General features: G+C 62.3%; 16 protein-coding genes, 2 tRNA genes and 1 pseudogene. 9 read left to right on the forward strand and 10 right to left on the reverse strand.

Features of this window, described 5'->3' with window-relative positions:
* Positions 1-15 precede the first annotated feature (15 nt).
* The 4 genes and pseudogenes from ACEW7X_RS07060 to ACEW7X_RS07075 all read right to left on the reverse strand — a co-directional run.
* Positions 16-1,161: an ABC transporter substrate-binding protein gene (locus ACEW7X_RS07060; protein ID WP_420177801.1), complete on the reverse strand. Its 1,146-nt coding sequence runs from the start codon at positions 1,159-1,161 to the stop codon at positions 16-18.
* 126 nt (positions 1,162-1,287) lie between these two features.
* Positions 1,288-2,853 carry an acyl CoA:acetate/3-ketoacid CoA transferase gene (locus ACEW7X_RS07065; RefSeq protein ID WP_420177802.1) on the reverse strand — a complete coding sequence of 522 codons (1,566 nt, stop codon included), beginning with the start codon at positions 2,851-2,853 and terminating at the stop codon, positions 1,288-1,290.
* 85 nt (positions 2,854-2,938) lie between these two features.
* Complete coding sequence (locus ACEW7X_RS07070) at positions 2,939-3,292, reverse strand: hypothetical protein (protein WP_420177916.1); 354 nt, start codon at positions 3,290-3,292, stop codon at positions 2,939-2,941.
* Positions 3,293-3,412: 120 nt separating this feature from the next.
* Positions 3,413-4,141: pseudogene (locus tag ACEW7X_RS07075) on the reverse strand (thiolase family protein); the annotation flags it as partial.
* Positions 4,142-4,308: 167 nt separating this feature from the next.
* Between ACEW7X_RS07075 and ACEW7X_RS07080 the strand changes: the two are divergent.
* The 4 genes from ACEW7X_RS07080 (at position 4,309) to ACEW7X_RS07095 (ending at position 9,560) form a co-directional block, all read left to right on the forward strand.
* A complete protein-coding gene (locus ACEW7X_RS07080; protein ID WP_068368342.1) occupies positions 4,309-5,097 on the forward strand; it encodes a crotonase/enoyl-CoA hydratase family protein in 789 nt (262 codons plus the stop codon).
* A gap of 136 nt (positions 5,098-5,233) precedes the next feature.
* Positions 5,234-7,087: a feruloyl-CoA synthase gene (locus ACEW7X_RS07085; RefSeq protein ID WP_253597447.1), complete on the forward strand. Its 1,854-nt coding sequence runs from the start codon at positions 5,234-5,236 to the stop codon at positions 7,085-7,087.
* Between the two features lie 6 nt (positions 7,088-7,093).
* Entirely contained in the window at positions 7,094-7,858 is a 765-nt protein-coding gene (locus ACEW7X_RS07090) for an SDR family NAD(P)-dependent oxidoreductase (protein ID WP_127773731.1), read from the forward strand.
* Positions 7,859-7,931: 73 nt separating this feature from the next.
* Positions 7,932-9,560 (forward strand): electron transfer flavoprotein-ubiquinone oxidoreductase, encoded by a 1,629-nt coding sequence (locus tag ACEW7X_RS07095; RefSeq protein WP_153044090.1) that lies wholly within the window; start codon positions 7,932-7,934, stop codon positions 9,558-9,560.
* Between the two features lie 63 nt (positions 9,561-9,623).
* Here ACEW7X_RS07095 and ACEW7X_RS07100 read toward each other — a convergent pair whose 3' ends face one another.
* The 3 genes from ACEW7X_RS07100 to ACEW7X_RS07110 are packed head-to-tail and all read right to left on the reverse strand — an operon-like array spanning position 9,624 to position 11,275.
* Positions 9,624-10,265 carry an NUDIX domain-containing protein gene (locus tag ACEW7X_RS07100; RefSeq protein ID WP_130486932.1) on the reverse strand — a complete coding sequence of 214 codons (642 nt, stop codon included), beginning with the start codon at positions 10,263-10,265 and terminating at the stop codon, positions 9,624-9,626.
* Complete coding sequence (locus ACEW7X_RS07105) at positions 10,262-10,918, reverse strand: PIN domain-containing protein (RefSeq protein WP_420177803.1); 657 nt, start codon at positions 10,916-10,918, stop codon at positions 10,262-10,264. Before ACEW7X_RS07105 ends, ACEW7X_RS07100 begins: the two co-directional genes overlap by 4 nt.
* Before the next feature lie 18 nt (positions 10,919-10,936).
* Positions 10,937-11,275 (reverse strand): hypothetical protein, encoded by a 339-nt coding sequence (locus tag ACEW7X_RS07110; RefSeq protein WP_420177804.1) that lies wholly within the window; start codon positions 11,273-11,275, stop codon positions 10,937-10,939.
* A 185-nt stretch (positions 11,276-11,460) separates the two neighbouring features.
* On the opposite strand from ACEW7X_RS07110, the gene ACEW7X_RS07115 reads away from it, so the two are divergent.
* The 3 genes from ACEW7X_RS07115 (at position 11,461) to ACEW7X_RS07125 (ending at position 12,560) form a co-directional block, all read left to right on the forward strand.
* Positions 11,461-11,548, forward strand: a tRNA-Ser gene (locus tag ACEW7X_RS07115).
* 141 nt (positions 11,549-11,689) lie between these two features.
* Positions 11,690-11,986 (forward strand): hypothetical protein, encoded by a 297-nt coding sequence (locus ACEW7X_RS07120; protein WP_130486935.1) that lies wholly within the window; start codon positions 11,690-11,692, stop codon positions 11,984-11,986.
* A 70-nt stretch (positions 11,987-12,056) separates the two neighbouring features.
* Complete coding sequence (locus tag ACEW7X_RS07125; protein ID WP_130486936.1) at positions 12,057-12,560, forward strand: hypothetical protein; 504 nt, start codon at positions 12,057-12,059, stop codon at positions 12,558-12,560.
* Positions 12,561-12,604: 44 nt separating this feature from the next.
* On the opposite strand, the gene ACEW7X_RS07130 is transcribed toward ACEW7X_RS07125, so the two are convergent.
* Positions 12,605-13,138 carry a DedA family protein gene (locus tag ACEW7X_RS07130; RefSeq protein WP_253595973.1) on the reverse strand — a complete coding sequence of 178 codons (534 nt, stop codon included), beginning with the start codon at positions 13,136-13,138 and terminating at the stop codon, positions 12,605-12,607.
* A gap of 351 nt (positions 13,139-13,489) precedes the next feature.
* On the opposite strand from ACEW7X_RS07130, the gene ACEW7X_RS07135 reads away from it, so the two are divergent.
* On the forward strand, positions 13,490-13,693 hold the full coding sequence (locus ACEW7X_RS07135; protein ID WP_068368318.1) for a hypothetical protein: 204 nt from the start codon (positions 13,490-13,492) through the stop codon (positions 13,691-13,693).
* 203 nt (positions 13,694-13,896) lie between these two features.
* On the opposite strand, the gene ACEW7X_RS07140 is transcribed toward ACEW7X_RS07135, so the two are convergent.
* Positions 13,897-13,973: transfer RNA gene (locus tag ACEW7X_RS07140), tRNA-Val, on the reverse strand.
* Positions 13,974-14,224: 251 nt separating this feature from the next.
* The gene (locus ACEW7X_RS07145) at positions 14,225-15,523 is read right to left on the reverse strand and encodes an SLC13 family permease (RefSeq protein WP_420177805.1); all 1,299 of its coding nucleotides are present in this window, start codon (positions 15,521-15,523) and stop codon (positions 14,225-14,227) included.
* A gap of 103 nt (positions 15,524-15,626) precedes the next feature.
* Here ACEW7X_RS07145 and ACEW7X_RS07150 point away from each other — a divergent pair, with 103 nt between their 5' ends.
* Entirely contained in the window at positions 15,627-16,571 is a 945-nt protein-coding gene (locus ACEW7X_RS07150) for a LysR family transcriptional regulator (protein WP_420177806.1), read from the forward strand.
* Positions 16,572-16,608: the final 37 nt, after the last annotated feature.

The raw sequence follows: 16,608 nt of genomic DNA on the forward strand, positions 1-16,608 counted from the left end.
GAAGGATGGACGGGGTCAGTCGGTTTCCAGCACCCAGTCGCCATCCACGATTTTCATGACGACCGGGCTTTCGGGGGTGAAGCCCCAGTGGTCGCTGCCGGTGAAGTCGATCACTCCCTGGGAAACGGGAATGGCGGGCAGGTTTTCCAGCGCGTCGCGCAGCGCCGCACGGAAGGCCGGTGTGCCGGGCTCGGCCTGTTTCAAGGCTTCGGGCACGGCTTGTTGCAGCAGCAACAGGATGTCGTAGACGTGGGCGCTGAACTGGTTGCGGGTGCCTGCGCCGAATGTTTGCTCGTAGTTCTGCACGAAGTCGCTGGCTGCAGCCTTGGATGGGTGGCTGGCTGGCAGTTGCTCGGCAATGACGGCCGGGCCGGACAGGACGTAGGCGCCTTCGACGGCTTTGCCGCCGACGCGGATCAGGTCGCGGGAAGCGGCGGCGTGCGTCTGGTAAATCTTGCCCTTGTAGCCGCGTTCGACCAGCGCGCGGTGCGGCATGGCGGCGCCCGAGCCGGATGCCACGACCAGAATGGCGTCCGGCTTGGCGGCCAGTAGCTTGAGCGTTTGGCCGGTCACGCTGGTATCGGTGCGCTGGAAGCGTTCCGTGGCGACCAGCTTGATGCCGTAAGCATCCGCCAGTTCCTGCATGTCCTTGAGCCAGGTTTCGCCGTAGGCATCGGTATAGCCCAGGAAGCCCAGGGTTTTGATGCCTTGTTTGGCCATGTGTGCGAGCGCGGCATTGGCCATCACCGTGGATGAGTGCGCCAGGCGGAATGTCCAGGTGTCGCGGCCTGCAGGAACCGGTACCGGAGACAGGGCCAGTTGCGGGGTTCGGGTTTCCAGGGCGAGGTCGACGATGGCCAGTGCCGAGGGGGTTGCGACCGATCCCACCAGCATGTCCACCTTCTCCTCGGTCACCAGGCGGCGTGCATTGCGTGTGGCGGTGGTCGGGTCGGTAGCGTCGTCCAGGATGGTGACGTTGACTTTTTCCCCGGCGATCTCCGCAGGCCAGAGCTTGAAGCCGTTGTTGCTGGGGATGCCGAGTGCGGAAGTGGCGCCGGTCAGGGGCAGGACGGCGCCGATATTGATGTCGGCCTGGGCCGGAAAGGCAGCGGCGATGGCCAGCGCGGCAGTGAGTTTCAGGATGGTGCGGGGGCGGTTCATGTTGTCTCCTGTTTTGTTCTGCATTTAGTTATTAATCATAATTAAAAATGCAGTGCATCAGCATAGGGGAAACCCGGTATATTGATGTTTTTATGGGTTTCCCCTTTTTGTATATATGTACTTTTATTAATTGTTTTTGGCGGAAAGCGAGGCGCGCAGTCCGCCCCATTCAGCCTGGAACAGGCTGGCATCCATGAGGCGGGGTTCGCGGATGATGGGCCGGAAGGACATATGGGCCAGGATGTCACGCTCGAGATCCACGCCGGGAGCGATTTCGATCAGCGCCAGCCCGTCCAGCCCGAGCTGGAAGATGGCCCGTTCCGTTACGAAAAGCACGTCTTGCTGTCGTTGCGCCGCATCGTGGCCGTTGAAGGTGATCTGCTCGACGTGATCGACGAACTTGCTGCTGCGGCCTTCCTGTTCGATATGCAGGGCGCCGTCGGCAATGGCGACTTTCAGGCCGCCGGCGGTAAAGGTGCCGCAGAACACCAGTTTGCGGGTTGAGCGGGTGATGTTGATGAAGCCGCCGCAGCCGACAGGCCGGCCATTGAATTTGCTGACGTTGACGTTGCCGTGGCGATCCACCTGGGCCAGCCCGAGGAAACTGGCGTCCAGGCCACCGCCGTCGTAGAAGTCGAACTGGGAGGTCTGCTCGATGATGGCCTGGGCGTTATAGGCCAGCGCGAAATCGCCGCCTTGGGCCGGGATGCCACCGGTCACGCCGCTTTCCACACTTAGTGTCAGCAGGTCGGCCACGCCTTCCTCGGCCGCAACGGAAGGGATGCCGGCCGGGATGCCTATACCGAGGTTGGTGACGGCGCCGGAGCGAAGTTCCAGCGCTGCCCGGCGCGCAATGACCTTGCGCTCGTCCAGCGGCATGGGCGGCAGGCTGCCCAGCGGGATGCGCACATCGCCGCACAGCGCGGGGTCGAATTGCGTGGTAATGGTCTGCATATGGTTTTCCGGCCGGGCGACCACGACATAGTCGACCATGATGCCGGGAATCTTGACCTGCTTGGGATGCAGGCTGCCGGTCTGGACGATGCGTTCCACCTGAGCGATAACAATGCCGCCGCAGGCGCGCGCCGCCTGGGCGATGGCCAGTTGTTCCAGCAGGACGCCTTCCTTGTCCAGCGTCAGGTTGCCGGCTTCGTCTGCCAGCGTTGCACGGATGATGGCGACATCAATCTTCGGACTGGGGTAATAAAGCCATTCCTCGCCCTGAAACTCAACCAATTGCACGAGGTCTGCGCTGCAGGTGCGGTTGAGTTTGCCGCCTTCCTGGCGCGGGTCTACGAACGTGCCCAGGCCTACCTTGGTCAGCAGGCCTGGCGAGCGGCTGGCGATGTGGCGCGTGAGTTGCGACAGCGAGCCTTGCGGGAAGTTGTAGGCTTCGACCTTGCCGTCGTAGACCATCTTCATCATTTCCGCACCGGTCTGGCCGAAGTGGCCGGCGATGGTACGGCGAATCATGCCCTCATGGGCGAAGTGCTTCATGCCGCCGTTGCCGCTGTTGCCCACGGCGCCGCAGGCCCAGGTGGTCAACTGGCGCGGATGGCCGGTTTCCAGGTAATGCTGTTCTATTCCCTGCAGGATTTCCTCGGGCAGGCTGGACATCGCGAGGCCGCCCAGGAACAGGGTGGCGTCGTCGCGGATCAGGGCGCCGGCTTGCGTGGCGGTGATGAGTTTCATGCTGATGACCTTTCTAGAGTGATGGCGTCAGGCGCGGCATCGGTCCGGTAGGCGCCGGGCCTTGCCATGCTGGGGAAGGGGAGGTTCAGCGGCGGCTGTCGCTCACGCGGATGACAGTGGCCAGACCGGTATCGCCTGCGGCGCAGCCGGTGAACAGCCCGGTGCCGCCGCCGCGCAGGACCAATTCTTCGATCAGTTCGATGATGGCGCGCAAGGCGGTAGGCGCCTGCGGGTGTCCCCAGATGATCGGGCTGCCGTAGTTGTTCATCTTTTCCCAGGGGAAGCCGGTGTCGCGTGCCAAGGCGATGTCATTGACCGCGAATGGGTTGTGGGTCTTGATGGCGTGGATATCGGCCATGCTGGTACCGCTGGCCTGGAGGGCGCGAAAGGTGGCCGGTGACGGGGCCATGGGCATGTGCGCCGGTTCCACTCGGGCCATGCCGAACCCGAGGATCTCGATGTCGATTTCCGGGCGCGTGGACAAGGCGCGGGCCCGGTCGCGGGTCGTGACGATGGTGCCGGCATTGCCGTCGGCGGGATGGGTCTGGCCGCCGAAAGTGATGCTGCCGCCCGCTCGTACCGGCTTCAGCTTGGCCAGGCCTTCCACCGTCGTGGGGAAGATGCCTTCGTCAGCCTGCAAGACGCCCAGTTGCTTGCGTCCGCCGGGAGGCGTCAGCGGCGCATCCACCATGTAGCGTTTCTGGAAGGCGCGTTCATTGGCCAGCGCTTCCAGGTATTGCTGATAGCGATGCAGCTTGAGCGCATGCTGTTCGGCGGTGTCTATGCCGTAGCGGCGTGCCACGTTTTCCCCGGTTTCCAGCATGGGTTGGCCGGCATAGGGGTCGCGCGCCATGTTGTCCGGTACCCAGCGCTCGGGAATGCCATAGCCGCCCGGGCCACCAGGGTCGGGGTAATAGACCAGTGGCCCGTTGGACTGCTTGTCGGCCATCAGCAGCAGGGCGCAGCTGGCGCTTCCCATGGCGACTTCCTGACTGGCCATCAGCAACGCGCGCACGCTGGTGGCGCAGGCCTGCTGTACGGATGGCCCGGCCACGCGGTCCAACCCCATGAGTCCGGTGACATAGGGCAGGCCGTAGAAGCTGCCGGGATAGGGGTTGGTGGTGCCGAGGATGGCAAGGTCGATCTGCGACAGATCAACATTCCGTTCAGTCAGCGTGTCTTTCGCCACCTGGGCTACCAGGGGTAGAGGGTTGAGCGCGGACAGGCTGCCCTGCCATTTGGCGAAGGGCGTGGACCAGTAAATGCCGTAAGGAATATGGGCGTGCATACGAGAGTCTCCAGTCTGGGCTTTTGGTTCTAATAAGGAACTATTTTTTTTGTTCTATTTGATGTGAAAAAACCTTTTATTAAGGGTTTTCACTATGAGTAATGCTTGTTTATGAATGAAATTATTTATAAACTATAATCAAATAAACAGCAAGAAGGCCTACCTCAATGAAGAATTTCGAGCAGTATTCCAATCTGACGGTGGAGCGTGACGGCGCTATCGTGCTGATCGGTTTGAACCGCGTGGAAAAGCGCAATGCGCTCAATGACGGGCTTATGCTGGCCTTGCGCAATGTCTTCGAGTCCTTGCCGGCCGATATCAAGGCGGCGGTTCTTTATGGTCAGGGAGAGCACTTCTGCGCCGGCCTGGATCTCAGCGAGCTGCGTGAGCGGGATGCGGAGCAGGGAATGCACCATTCGCGCATGTGGCACCGGGCGCTGGAGTCGATCCAGTTTGGCCGTATTCCGGTGGTATCGGCGCTGCAGGGGGCAGTGGTCGGCGGTGGCCTGGAGCTGGCTTGTGCCACGCACATCCGCGTGGCTGACAGTTCCGCGTTCTACGCGCTGCCGGAAGGCGCACGCGGCATTTTTGTCGGTGGCGGCGGTTCGGTGCGCGTGCCGCGTCTGATTGGCGAAGCGCGCATGGCAGACATGATGCTGACCGGCCGGGTTTACGGCGCCGAGGAAGGCGAGCGTGTGGGCTTCGCACAGTATCTCGTGCCGGCTGGACAGGCGCTGGCCAAGGCGCGTGAGCTGGCCACGCGGATCGCGGGTAATGCGCCCATGACCAACTATGCCCTGATGCACGTGCTGCCGCGCATTGCCGAAGCGCCCGCCGACAACGGCCTGTTGATGGAGTCGCTGGTTTCTGCCATCGCGCAGTCTGCGCCCGAAGCCAAGACGCGTGTGGCGGAGTTTCTGGAGGGGCGCGCTGCCAAACTGCGTGCCGGTTCCTAAGGGCTGGCGACCGGACGTGAATAGAGCCTGTGCAAGGCCGTCATGTCCGCCTGATTGATTTTCAGAGGGATCGAGGAGACATAAGGTGACTTCTGAAGTGAAAACTGCGGCCGCTGCTGCGCCGCGCTATCGTGCCATGCGCTATGGCGTAGACGGCGTGTCGGTTGAGCGCCGGGACAATGGCATCTGTTATCTGCGGGCGGATGCCGCGTTGCAACCGTTTGCCCCCAGCATGGGCAGTCGCCTGGCTTATTGGGCCGGGCAGCGGCCGGCGCATACGCTGTTTGCGCGGCGCGAGCGCCTTGCTGACGGCAGTCTGGGCGACTGGGTGCACCTGAGCTATGCGCAGGCGCTGGAACAGGCGCGCAAGGTCGGCCAGGCCCTGCTTGACCGAGGGCTGGATACCGAGCGGCCCGTCGTCATCCTGGGGGAAAACAGCCTGGAACATGCGGTGCTGGCGCTGGCTTGCCTGTATGTTGGCATTCCGTACTGCACGGTGTCGGCGGCATACTCTACGCTGGCCACCGATTATGCGAAGCTGCGTCGGGTGCTTGAAACCCTGACGCCTGGCCTGGTGTTGGCCGTGGACGGTGCCCAGTATGGCCGAGCGATTGATGCGGAAGTGGCCGAGGATTGCGAAGTCTGGCTGGAGCGTGATGATGGCTGGCGCAGGCGTGCCGGTCGCCAGGCCTTGTGGCACGACATCCTGGCCACCGAAGCCGGCCCGGCAGTGGAGGCTGCGGCGGCTGCCGTCACGCCCGAGCGCATTGCCAAGTTCCTGTTCACGTCGGGTTCGACCAAGCTGCCGGCCGCGGTAATCAACACGCATGGCATGTGGTGTTCCAACCAGCAGCAACTGGCGCAGTCCATTCCGCTGGTGCAGGATGAAGACCTCACCATGGTCGATTGGTTGCCGTGGAGCCATACGTTTGGCGGCAATCACAACTTCGGCATTGCGCTCTATAACGGCGGCTCGCTGTATATCAATGATGGTCGGCCCACGCCGGGTCTGATCCATGAAACTCTGCGCAATCTGCGCGAGATCGCACCGACGGTGTATTTCGATGTGCCAACGGGCTTCGAGGCCATTGCCGCCGCCATGCGTACCGATGAGCAATTGCGCCGCAATCTGCTGTCGCGCGTGAAGCTGTTCTATTACGCTGCCGCCGGCCTGGCGCAACCGATCTGGGATGCGCTACACGCATGCCAGGAACAGGAGCTGGGCGAGCGCATCGTGATGGGAACCGGCCTGGGCATGACGGAATCCAGTCCTTTCGCCCTGTTCGTGAATCACCCTGACGTGCGCGCCGGTGACCTGGGTGTACCTGCGCCCGGCCTGAGCATCAAGCTGGTGCCCAATGGCGACAAGCTGGAGGTGCGCTACAAAGGGCCGAATATTACGCCGGGCTACTGGCGCGACCCTGACGCCACGCGTGCTGCTTTCGATGAAGAAGGCTTTCTTTGCACGGGCGATGCCGTGGCCTGGATAGATGCGGCACGGCCGGAACGCGGCCTGCGCTTCGATGGCCGTATTTCCGAGGATTTCAAGCTTTCCACCGGCACCTTTGTCAGCGTCGGCCCCTTGCGTACCCGTGTCGTTACCCAGGGCAGTCCGTATGTCGGTGATGTGGTGCTGACCGGGCTGAACCAGAAAGACGTCGGAGCCATGGTGTTCGTTTCCCCAGCGGCACGTGCGCTGGCTGGTGCTGGCCCTGAGGTGCCGCAGGCCGAAGTCAATGCGCATCCCGCTGTACGCGCAGCATTCCAGGGCATTCTGGATGACCTGGCCGCGAGCGCCACGGGGAGTGCCAATCGCATCGCACGCATGGTGCTACTGGAGCAGCCGCCGCAGTCGTCGGTGGGTGAAATCACCGATAAGGGTTCCATCAACCAGCGCGCCGTGCTGCGCCACCGGGCTGCCCTGGTGGAGGCATTGCACGAGGGAACGGCGCCCGGCATTCTTTACCCCTCAGCCAAGAAAAAGGACTGACAGATCATGGATATTCAAGGTGTAGCAGCACTGGTGACCGGCGGCGCTTCCGGTCTGGGCGAGGCCACTGCGCGGGAGTTGGCGCGGCGAGGGGCCAGGGTGGCCATCCTGGACCGCAATGGCGAGGCTGCGGCGCGGGTTGCCGGCGAAATCGGCGGATTGGGACTGGCTTGCGATATTACCGATACCGGCAGCGTGGAGCAGGCGCTGGCCGACGCGGCGCTGGCGCACGGTCCGGCTCGCATTCTGATGAATGTAGCCGGCATAGGCACGGCCAAGCGTATCGTGCAGCGTGATGGCAGCGCCGCGCCGCTGGAAGACTTCACCCGCGTGGTGCAGATCAACCTGATCGGCGCCTACAATGTCAGTCGTCTGTTCGCGGCTGCCTGCGCGGCCCTGCCTGCGCTGGAGGATGGTGCGCGTGGTGTGTTGTTGTTTACGGCCTCGGTGGCGGCATTTGATGGCCAGATCGGGCAGCAGGCGTACAGCGCTTCCAAGGGTGGGCTGGTCAGCATGACCTTGCCGATGGCGCGTGATCTGGCGCGTCACGGCATCCGGGTGGCGACAATCGCGCCGGGGCTATTCAAAACCCCCCTGATGAATGAATTGCCGGAAGACGTGCAGCAAACGCTGGCTGCGTCGATTCCGTTTCCGCAGCGTCTGGGCAAGCCTGAAGAGTTTGCCGCGCTGGCTTGTCATTTCGTCGAGAACGACCACCTTAACGGCGAGGTGATCCGCCTGGACGGCGCTTTGCGCATGGCGCCGCGCTGACGGCTTGCAAGATCATTCCGGCCTGCGCCGGAAAAAGAACGGTTGGGGAGTATAAGTGGTGCAACGCGAATCCATGGAATATGACGTGGTGATCGTCGGCGGGGGGCCGGCGGGCCTGTCGGCGGCGATCCGGCTCAAGCAGCTGGCGGCGGCGTCCGGCAGCGAGCTGGGCGTGTGCGTGCTGGAGAAGGGCGCGGAACTGGGCGCGCACACGTTGTCGGGCGCGATCATGGACCCGCGTGCGTTAGATGAGCTGCTGCCGGACTGGCGCGAACGCGGCGCACCGCTGGACGTGCCGGTCACGCAGGACCGCTTCCTGTTTCTCACGCAGGAGAAGGCGCTGCGCACGCCGGACTGGCTGCTGCCGTCCTGTTTTCACAATGAAGGCAACTACATCGTGCGCCTGGGGCACGTGGTGCGCTGGCTGGGCGAGCAGGCCGAGGCGCTGGGCGTGGACATCTTTCCCGGCTTTGCCGCCGTGGAGGTGCTGTACGACGCACAGGGCGCGGTGCGCGGCGTGGCCACCGGCGACATGGGCGTGGCGCGCGACGGCAGCCACACGGCGAACTACCAGCCCGGCATGGAGCTGCTGGCGCGCTATACGGTGTTTGCCGAGGGCGCGCGCGGCCAGCTCGGGCGCGAACTGATCGCGCGCTTCGGGCTGGACGCGGGGCGCGACCCGCAGAGCTATGGCATAGGCATCAAGGAACTCTGGGAGATAGACCCGGCGCAATCGCAGCCTGGCCTGGCGATCCACACCAGCGGCTGGCCGCTGGACAGCAAGACCTACGGCGGCACCTTCCTGTATCACCTCAATGACAATCAGGTGGCGCTGGGCATGGTAGTGGGGCTGGACTATGCCAACCCCTGGCTGTCGCCCTTCGAGGAATTCCAGCGCTTCAAGACGCACCCGGCCATCCGCCCCATGCTCGAAGGCGGCAAGCGCCTGGCTTATGGCGCACGCGCCATCACGGCCGGCGGCCTGTTGTCGCTGCCCAGGCTGGATTTCCCGGGCGGCGTGCTGGTGGGTTGCGAGGCCGGTTTCATGAATGCCTCGCGCATCAAGGGCAGCCATGCCGCCATCAAGTCCGGCATGCTGGCGGCGCAGGCCATTCATGCGGCGCTGGCCCAGGGGCGTGGCCAGGATGCGCTGGACGGCTATGGCCAGGCCTTCCAGTCTTCCTGGCTGCACGAGGAACTGAACCGGGCGCGCAACTTCAAGCAGTGGTTCAAGAAGGGGCTGCCGGTGGCAAGCTTCATGACGTTCGTGGAGCAGGGCCTGCTCAAGGGGCGGATGCCCTGGACACTGCACCGCAAGCAGCCCGACCACGCCTGTCTGCGGCCGGCGGCGGAGTACGAGCGCATCGACTACCCAAAGCCGGATGGCAAGATCACTTTCGACCGCCTGAGTTCGGTCTTCATCTCGAACACCAACCACGATGAAGACGAGCCGGTGCACCTGACCCTCAAGGACCCGGCCGTGCCGGTGCAGGTGAACCTGGCCATCTATGCGGGGCCGGAGGCGCGCTATTGCCCGGCCGGGGTGTACGAGTTCGTCAAGGACGAAGCCGGCGCCGACGCGCTGCGCATCAATGCGCAGAACTGCGTGCATTGCAAGACCTGTGACATCAAGGACCCGACGCAGAATATCGTCTGGGTCGCGCCCCAGGGCGGCGAAGGGCCGGTCTATAACGGCCTGTGATGCCGGCCGGAGCGTTGCTCCGGCTGCCGGTTCGTGCCGCCAGAGGGAGCTTGGCGGGTCGGCTCAGGGGCTGCCGGCCGGTTGCCACGCCAGTTGCCATTTGCCTTCCCAGGCATTTTGCAACCAGAGCGCGCAAGCCAGCGTTTTGGCATCAGTCACCAGGCCGGTGCGGCAGGCATCAAGGAAATCCGGAATGGCGCAGCGCGCCACGTCCAGGAATTCGCCTTCATCCAGCTGGCGTTCGCCGCCCTGCAGGCCGCGTGCGAAGAAAATATGGATGACTTCATCGGAGTAACCGATCGCCAGATGCAATTTTCCGGCATAGGCCCATTCGCTGGCCCGGTAGCCGGTTTCTTCCAGCAGTTCCCGCTGGCCGCAGACCAATGGGGCTTCGCCTGCATCAAGCTTGCCCGCGGGAAACTCGACAATTACCTGGTCTACCGGATAGCGGAACTGCCGTTCCAGCAGCACGTGGTCGTCATCGAACAGCGGGATCACCACTGTTGCGCCCGGGTGCACCACATATTCCCGACGTGTCAGCTTGCCATCGGGCAGGCGCACGGTATCCTCGCGCAGTCGCAGCAGCCTGCCCTGGTAGATTTCCTTGCGTTCATGAAGGGTTTCACGCAGATGTGCGTCGCTCAGGGCCTGGGCATCGAGTTTCAGCAAGGGGGGCAGCGCGCCGCCGGCAGTGGTGTGGTTCATGAAGTGGCTGGGGTAAGGGAAGAAGAGAGGGGCTCTGCGCCTGTTGTTTGTTGCCGCTGCGCCTGGGCCCAGAACAGCTGGCGCAGCAGGAAGAGGCGCTCGCGCCGCAGGGCATCGGCGATGGGTTCGGGCGTGCCGCCCAGATCGCTGGCATCCTGCGCCATGCCTTCCAGCGCCGCCAGCAAAGCACTGGGGGCGGCATGCCAGAAACGCGCCAGCAGCGTATCCGGAGACACCGCCTGCAGGCCCAGGCGGCGCAGCTCGGAACGGTTGAAATCGCGCAGATTCCAGGTAGCAATGGCAATGCTGGCTTCGGGGGAGCGGGCCTGGGCATCGCGGGCGGCGGCAATCACGTGCCAGTCCTTGGGGTCGCTATAGCGCAACCCGGCTTTCCATTCCTGCAGATTGCCGGCGCAGGCTGTGGGGAATGCGGTCTGCATGTCATGCCATTCCTGCTGCAGGCGTTCGGCTGGAATGGACCAGATGCGGGCGGCATTGCGTCGCCATTCATCGCCGATATATTCGCTCCATATCGGTTCGTACAGCCCCATGCCAGCCAGGCGCAGCCAGAGGCGGCGCAGGATGCCGGACATCAGTACACAGGCATCCAGCACCACATGGCTGGGCGGCGGCAACGTGGCAGTGGTATTCATGCGTTTCAGCCAGCGCTGTCAGTTAAAGTGAGAGGGCAGAGCGATGCCGGGCAGGCGCAGGCTGTAGAGCACGGATTGCTGCACGGCAGGCGATGCGCAGAAAATGACGGCCACATCACCGTCATTCATATTGTCGAGCACGTCGGAGAGCTGCTCTGGCGCCTGCTCGGGCATATCCAGGCCGCAGACATGCACCTCGCCACTTTCCTCGAATACTTCGGCGGGCAGGATTTCCGTGACGGCATCCAGATCGGCTTCGCCGATGACGACATAGATACGGAAGCGGAGGCCGTCCTGGGTGGTTTCCAGGATGACGCCGCGCAGACAGGTGCCGGTTTGTTTACTCAGGACAGACATGAAAATCCCGCAATTCGCTCAACTGCCAGTTTAACGCCGAACCAGGCTGTTATCCGCAGGCACCCATTTCAGGGGGCGGGGCGCCCGAGTCCTTGCCGGGGACGCGTCGAAGTCTGCTAGAATCCCGTCTCTTGAAATGTTGCAGTGCTGCCAGGGCCCGTTCCGGCAGTCGCTGCAGCAGAGCGGGAAGCGTGGCAGAGTGGTCGATTGCACCGGTCTTGAAAACCGGCAACGGGCAACCGTTCGTGAGTTCGAATCTCACCGCTTCCGCCAGAATAATACCCAGCCCGCTGATTCCATTGCCCGGATCAGCGGGTTTTTGATTTCCGGTCCGGCAGTTCCCGGTTTGCCGCGCTCGCGCCTGCGGTCATGCAAGCACCGGGTCATTGCCCTACATCTATATTGGAGAACATCATGGCAGATCAGGACGCGCTTGAATCCAGGCTCCTGGAATTGGAAGAACGGGTCAGGGGTATGCAAATCGGATTGCAGAATCTGGTTGTGGCCATTTGCGCGAACGGTTCCATTGATGTCTCCAAGGTGGCGACGTCCTACAACCGGCTCAATGACACCATCCGTGAGCGCGTCGCCAGCGAAGACGGGCCGTGCCGGAATGCCATGGATCATATTGGCAAAGTGCTGGAAGCCGCCGGCTCTGTGATTGAGCAAGGCCTGCAGGAAGCCCGTGAAGCCGGAAACAAGGCGCATTGACCTGGGAGGTGTTTCTGGGCATGTTGCGCTCCCGCGTGAAGTGCCAGACCCTGGCGTAAACCCAGCCCAAATGCTGAATCTCCTTTCGACTGACGGAATCGGTGAGCTTTCTGTCATGGATTTGCTTGCCTGCTATGCAAGGATCTGTGACCAGCTGCGCCAACGGGGTGTGTTGCGCAGTGGAAATAATCCGACCGGTGATTTGGCTGAGTATTTATTCTGCCGGGCATTTGGCTGGCAGCAGGCAAAGAATTCCGTGCGCGGATATGACGCGACGGATGCAGATGGGGTGCGTTATCAGATCAAGGCGCGCCGCATAATGGGCAGGGGATCGTCGCGCGAGCTGTCTGCTATTCGGGACATTAAGGATGGGCACTTTGATGTCTTGGCGGGGCTATTGTTCGATAGCGAATTCAAGGTGCAACGGGCAGCTTTGATCCCAATCTCCTGTGTGATCGAGCGATCAAGCTTCAGTGCTCATACCAAGAGCAGCAAATTTATGCTGAGAGACGAGGTCTGGCGTCTGCCGGAGGTCCGAGACGTGACGATGGAACTCAGATCCGTGCGGGTTTGATTGGTGCGCGTCTGTCGGTGTGGCTGCGTGTTTTGGTTGAAGGGCTATAACAGCTTGAATCCGGCCCAGCCGGGCAGCAGCAAGGTGCAGGTCCATAAAAACGCGGACAGCCAGTTGGCAACGTGAAAGCGCTGTTGTGGCATTTTGAAGATGCCAGCGACCAGCGGCACCGTCGCCCGCAGCGGCCCGAAGAAGCGGCAGAGCACAATGCTGGCCCAGTCCCAGCGGTCGAAGAAGCGTTTGGTCCTGACGTAGAGCGTCTGTCGGCACTGAATCCAGCGGGAGTTCAGGATCACAGGGCCGTAGCGCTGCCCCAATGAGTACGAGATCCAGTCGCCCAGCCCGGCGCCCAGTGATATGGCCAGCCAGATCGGAATAAATGGAATGTCGCCTGCGCCCAGCAGTGCGCCGATCGAGAGCAGCAAGGCCGTGCCTGGAATGACCAGGGCGACAAAAGGCAGGGATTTGAGCAGCGCCAGCACAAAGCTGATGCAGGCCAGCCAATTGCTGTGCTTGGCGCCAAGCGCCAGGATGCTGCTGGACATATCCTGCAAGAGGGGCAATAGGGAAGCGAACATGGCCGTACTGCAGTCCTGGATGGGGCTCGAGCCGCTGACGGGGCGGCGCCGCCTGTATCGCGCCGCCGGGATCATGGTGCCAGGGCCGGCTATTCCGCCGGCGCCATGGCCATGCCATAAGCATACGTGAGATTTGCACCGGAAGTTTCCGATGCCGGTGTCATTGTGTCGCCCGGCACAGGGGCTGTTGCTGGCTGAATGGGGTGTCGAGCCTGGGGGGCGTGAGGGTTGCGCTATCGGCAGGCTGTCATGGCAAGTGGCAGGTTTTGCGGTAGCATTCCTGGCAGCCGGCCTTGCAGGCCAGCGAGCGACCTGGCGTGTGGTCAGGACAATCTAGGCAAGGAGAGATGGATGGCAGAGCAGGTATCCCCGCATCATCAGGAAGCGGCGAAGGCACTCGTGAAGGCAGTGCAGGATCTGGGGCATGACATGGACCAAGTGGTGGACCGTGCTCGCGCCAACCTGATGGGCAACCCTGACACGGGCGAGGTGCGCCATCCGTACATGACGCAGATCATCACCCTGATCGAAGAGTTGGTGGCTGATACCAAGTAGGATGCGGCTTGTTTGAATCATTGGCCGGAAGCGGGGCGGTGCCGTGTTTCCGGGCCAGCCTGGCTGAGGTGTTGGATGAGGAGGCGCGCGTGGGCCTGCTTGCCTGGACTGGATAAGGGAAGGCCGGGGTAGATAAAGCCATGCTGGCAGGCTTCGGACGCAAAAAAGCCACCAATGAACGGTGGCTTGCTTGGCAGGAATTCTGGTAGGCGGTATTGGATTCGAACCAACGACCTCCACGATGTCAACGTGGCGCTCTAACCAACTGAGCTAACCGCCTGTAAAGAAAAATGATTCTACAACCATTTTTTTACTGCTGTCAACAAGAATTTCGTTTCGGGAGAAATTTTTCGTCCCTGGCGATTTGCCTGTTGCCTTCTGCCGCACCGCGTTTGTGGGGGTGAACCGAAGAAGCGGAATTATATACATATTTTTGGGTTTGTGTAAATTTCAGCTGATTTTTTCAGCTGATTTTTTCAGCTGATTTTTTTAGGCGGCCATGGGGTTTTGATGGATTGCGCGAATGGCGTGTCAACGGGACATCAGGCCTAGCAGTTTGAACCAGCCGTAGTCGAGCGGTAGCAATACCAGGAAGGTGACTGCCGCCAGCGCCAGGCAGAGTCGTATGCCATCCCAGGTCTTCACATGGGCCATGCCCATGGCGACAACGATGGGGGATGCCTGGTAAGGCAACAACGGCGTGGCATAGCCTATGACCTGTACCATCAGAATGGTCAGTAGAGGCAGGCCGGAGGCCTCGGCCATGGACTTTGCGAGCGGGGTGAACAGCGCTGGCACGCCATTGGCCGTAACAGTGAAGTTCAATGCGCTGCTCAGGGCTATCAATGCCCCGAAACTGCGTGCCGGGCTGGCTGGATCGAGTGGCAGCAGGTGCAGCAGCCAGTTGCCCATGGCTGTCCCCAGCCCGGAATGGTTCACCAGCGCGGTCAGCCCCAGGATGCCGGCAACGTAAATACAGGTGCGAATATTGACGCCAGTGGCGAATTCATCACCGGTCAGGAAGCCAATACGAGGCAGCAGGCAAATGCAGGCTGCGCTCAGGCCGATCCAGGCGGGCGAGATGCCGTGCACGGCATCCGTCATCCATAGCGCCAGCGTTGCGAGCAGCAATGCGCCCAAGCGCTTTTCGGCTGGGCTCAAGGGCTCGCCAGGTTCTATTCGCAAGACGGTACAGGGTTTCGCCGGGAGCAGCAGACACAGGCATGCTGTCAGCGCCAGCCCCTTGAGCAGTCCGAGAACGGGGGCGTGCAGTACCAGGTAGGGCAAATATGAAAGATGGATGCCATAGGCGCTTTCGGCGGCGCCTGACATGACCAGGTTGGGCACGTTGGCAGGCAGGATGCTGGCGGAAAGCTGGAAGGTTCCGAGTCCGACCGCCAGGGCCAGGGCTGTACGGCCACGGCTGCCCTCGGCCAGCCCGGCGCGATCGGCCAGCGCCAGAACAATAGGCATCAGCAAGGCGATACGCCCCATGTTGGACGGCATGACGAAAGCCAGTGCATAGGTCAGCAGCACCACGCCCCCAACCATGCGGGGCCAAGAGCCAGTCAACCGGCCTGCCAGGCTACGGGCGAAGCGATCCGCCAGGCCGACCTTGCGGATCGCAACGCCGAGGATAAAGCCGCTGAGTACCAGCCAGAATGCCGCCGAGGCAAAACCTGAAAACAGAACGTCGGGCGGGGCGAGGTTCAAGACGGCTGCGGCGGCAAAAAACAATAAGGCAACGAGGTACTCCGGCAGCCTTCCTGTCGCCCACAGCCCGATCGTTACGACGATGATGCCCGCGCTCGTCCATGTCTCTGCCGTCATGGGGTTTCCTGGTTGTTATATATTTGCGAAGGATATCCGAACAGGAATGCCATATGAATCCGCAAATTTTCATGGATTCCTTTCAATAAAACGAAGGATTGCGATGGCCAAACTTGATCTCTCCGATCTCAGCCTGTTTCGCCACATCGCTGAGGCCGGCAGCATCACGGGCGGGGCGGTGCGCGCACATACGGCATTGGCCGCCGCCAGCACGCGTGTGCGCGGCATGGAAGCCATCCTAGGCACCAGCCTGCTGGAATGCAGCCGCCAGGGCGTAACGCTGACGCCCGCCGGCCATGCCTTGCTGGCCCACGCACGCAACCTGCTGGCACAGGCCGATCTGATGCACGAGGAGTTGGGGGCATTTTCGGGTGGCGCAAGCTCGCACATTCGGTTGCTGTCCAATACGAATGCACTGACTGAGTTCCTGCCTGAGGTGCTGGGCCGCTTCCTGGTGGATTACCCGGGCATCGCAGTCGATTTGCAGGAGCGTGTCAGTGACGAAATTGTCGTGCGGGTCGCGGAAGGCGCGGCGGATCTCGGCATTGTGGCGGGTACGGTCGATACCGGCGCCTTGTTGACGCTGCCGTTCAGGTCTGACCGTTTCGTGATTGTCGCCCCTGTGGCCGACCCCATCGCCGGTGCGGCGAACGCCAGTTTTGCCGAGGTATTGGATCGCGACTTCATCGGCCTGGATCGTGAAAGCGCCTTGCAGCGGTTTCTGGCCGATCGGGCCTTGCGCGAAGGCCGCCGGCTGCATTTGCGCGTACAGCTGCGCAGTTTCGATGCCATCTGCCTGATGGTGCAGGCAGGCGTCGGCATCGGCATCGTGCCTGAAACGACGGCCAGGCGGGCGCAGCACAGCATGCGCATTTCAGTCATACCGCTGCGCAATGATTGGGCGCAGCGCGACTTGCGTGTGTGCCTGCGGCGGCGTGAGGCGAGCAATGCCGCGCTCTGGCGCCTGGTGGATTATCTGTGCCCGGGTTCTGAGTCGGCGGGGCGTGGTGGCGGTGGCGTGGTCTCTGGTAGTGGGGTCTCTTTATGAGGCCGGGCCTGTGTCTGGCGTGCCGTAGGCCTTGTGC

Source organism: Kerstersia gyiorum, assembly GCF_048595715.1.
GTDB classification, from domain to species: domain Bacteria; phylum Pseudomonadota; class Gammaproteobacteria; order Burkholderiales; family Burkholderiaceae_B; genus Kerstersia; species Kerstersia gyiorum.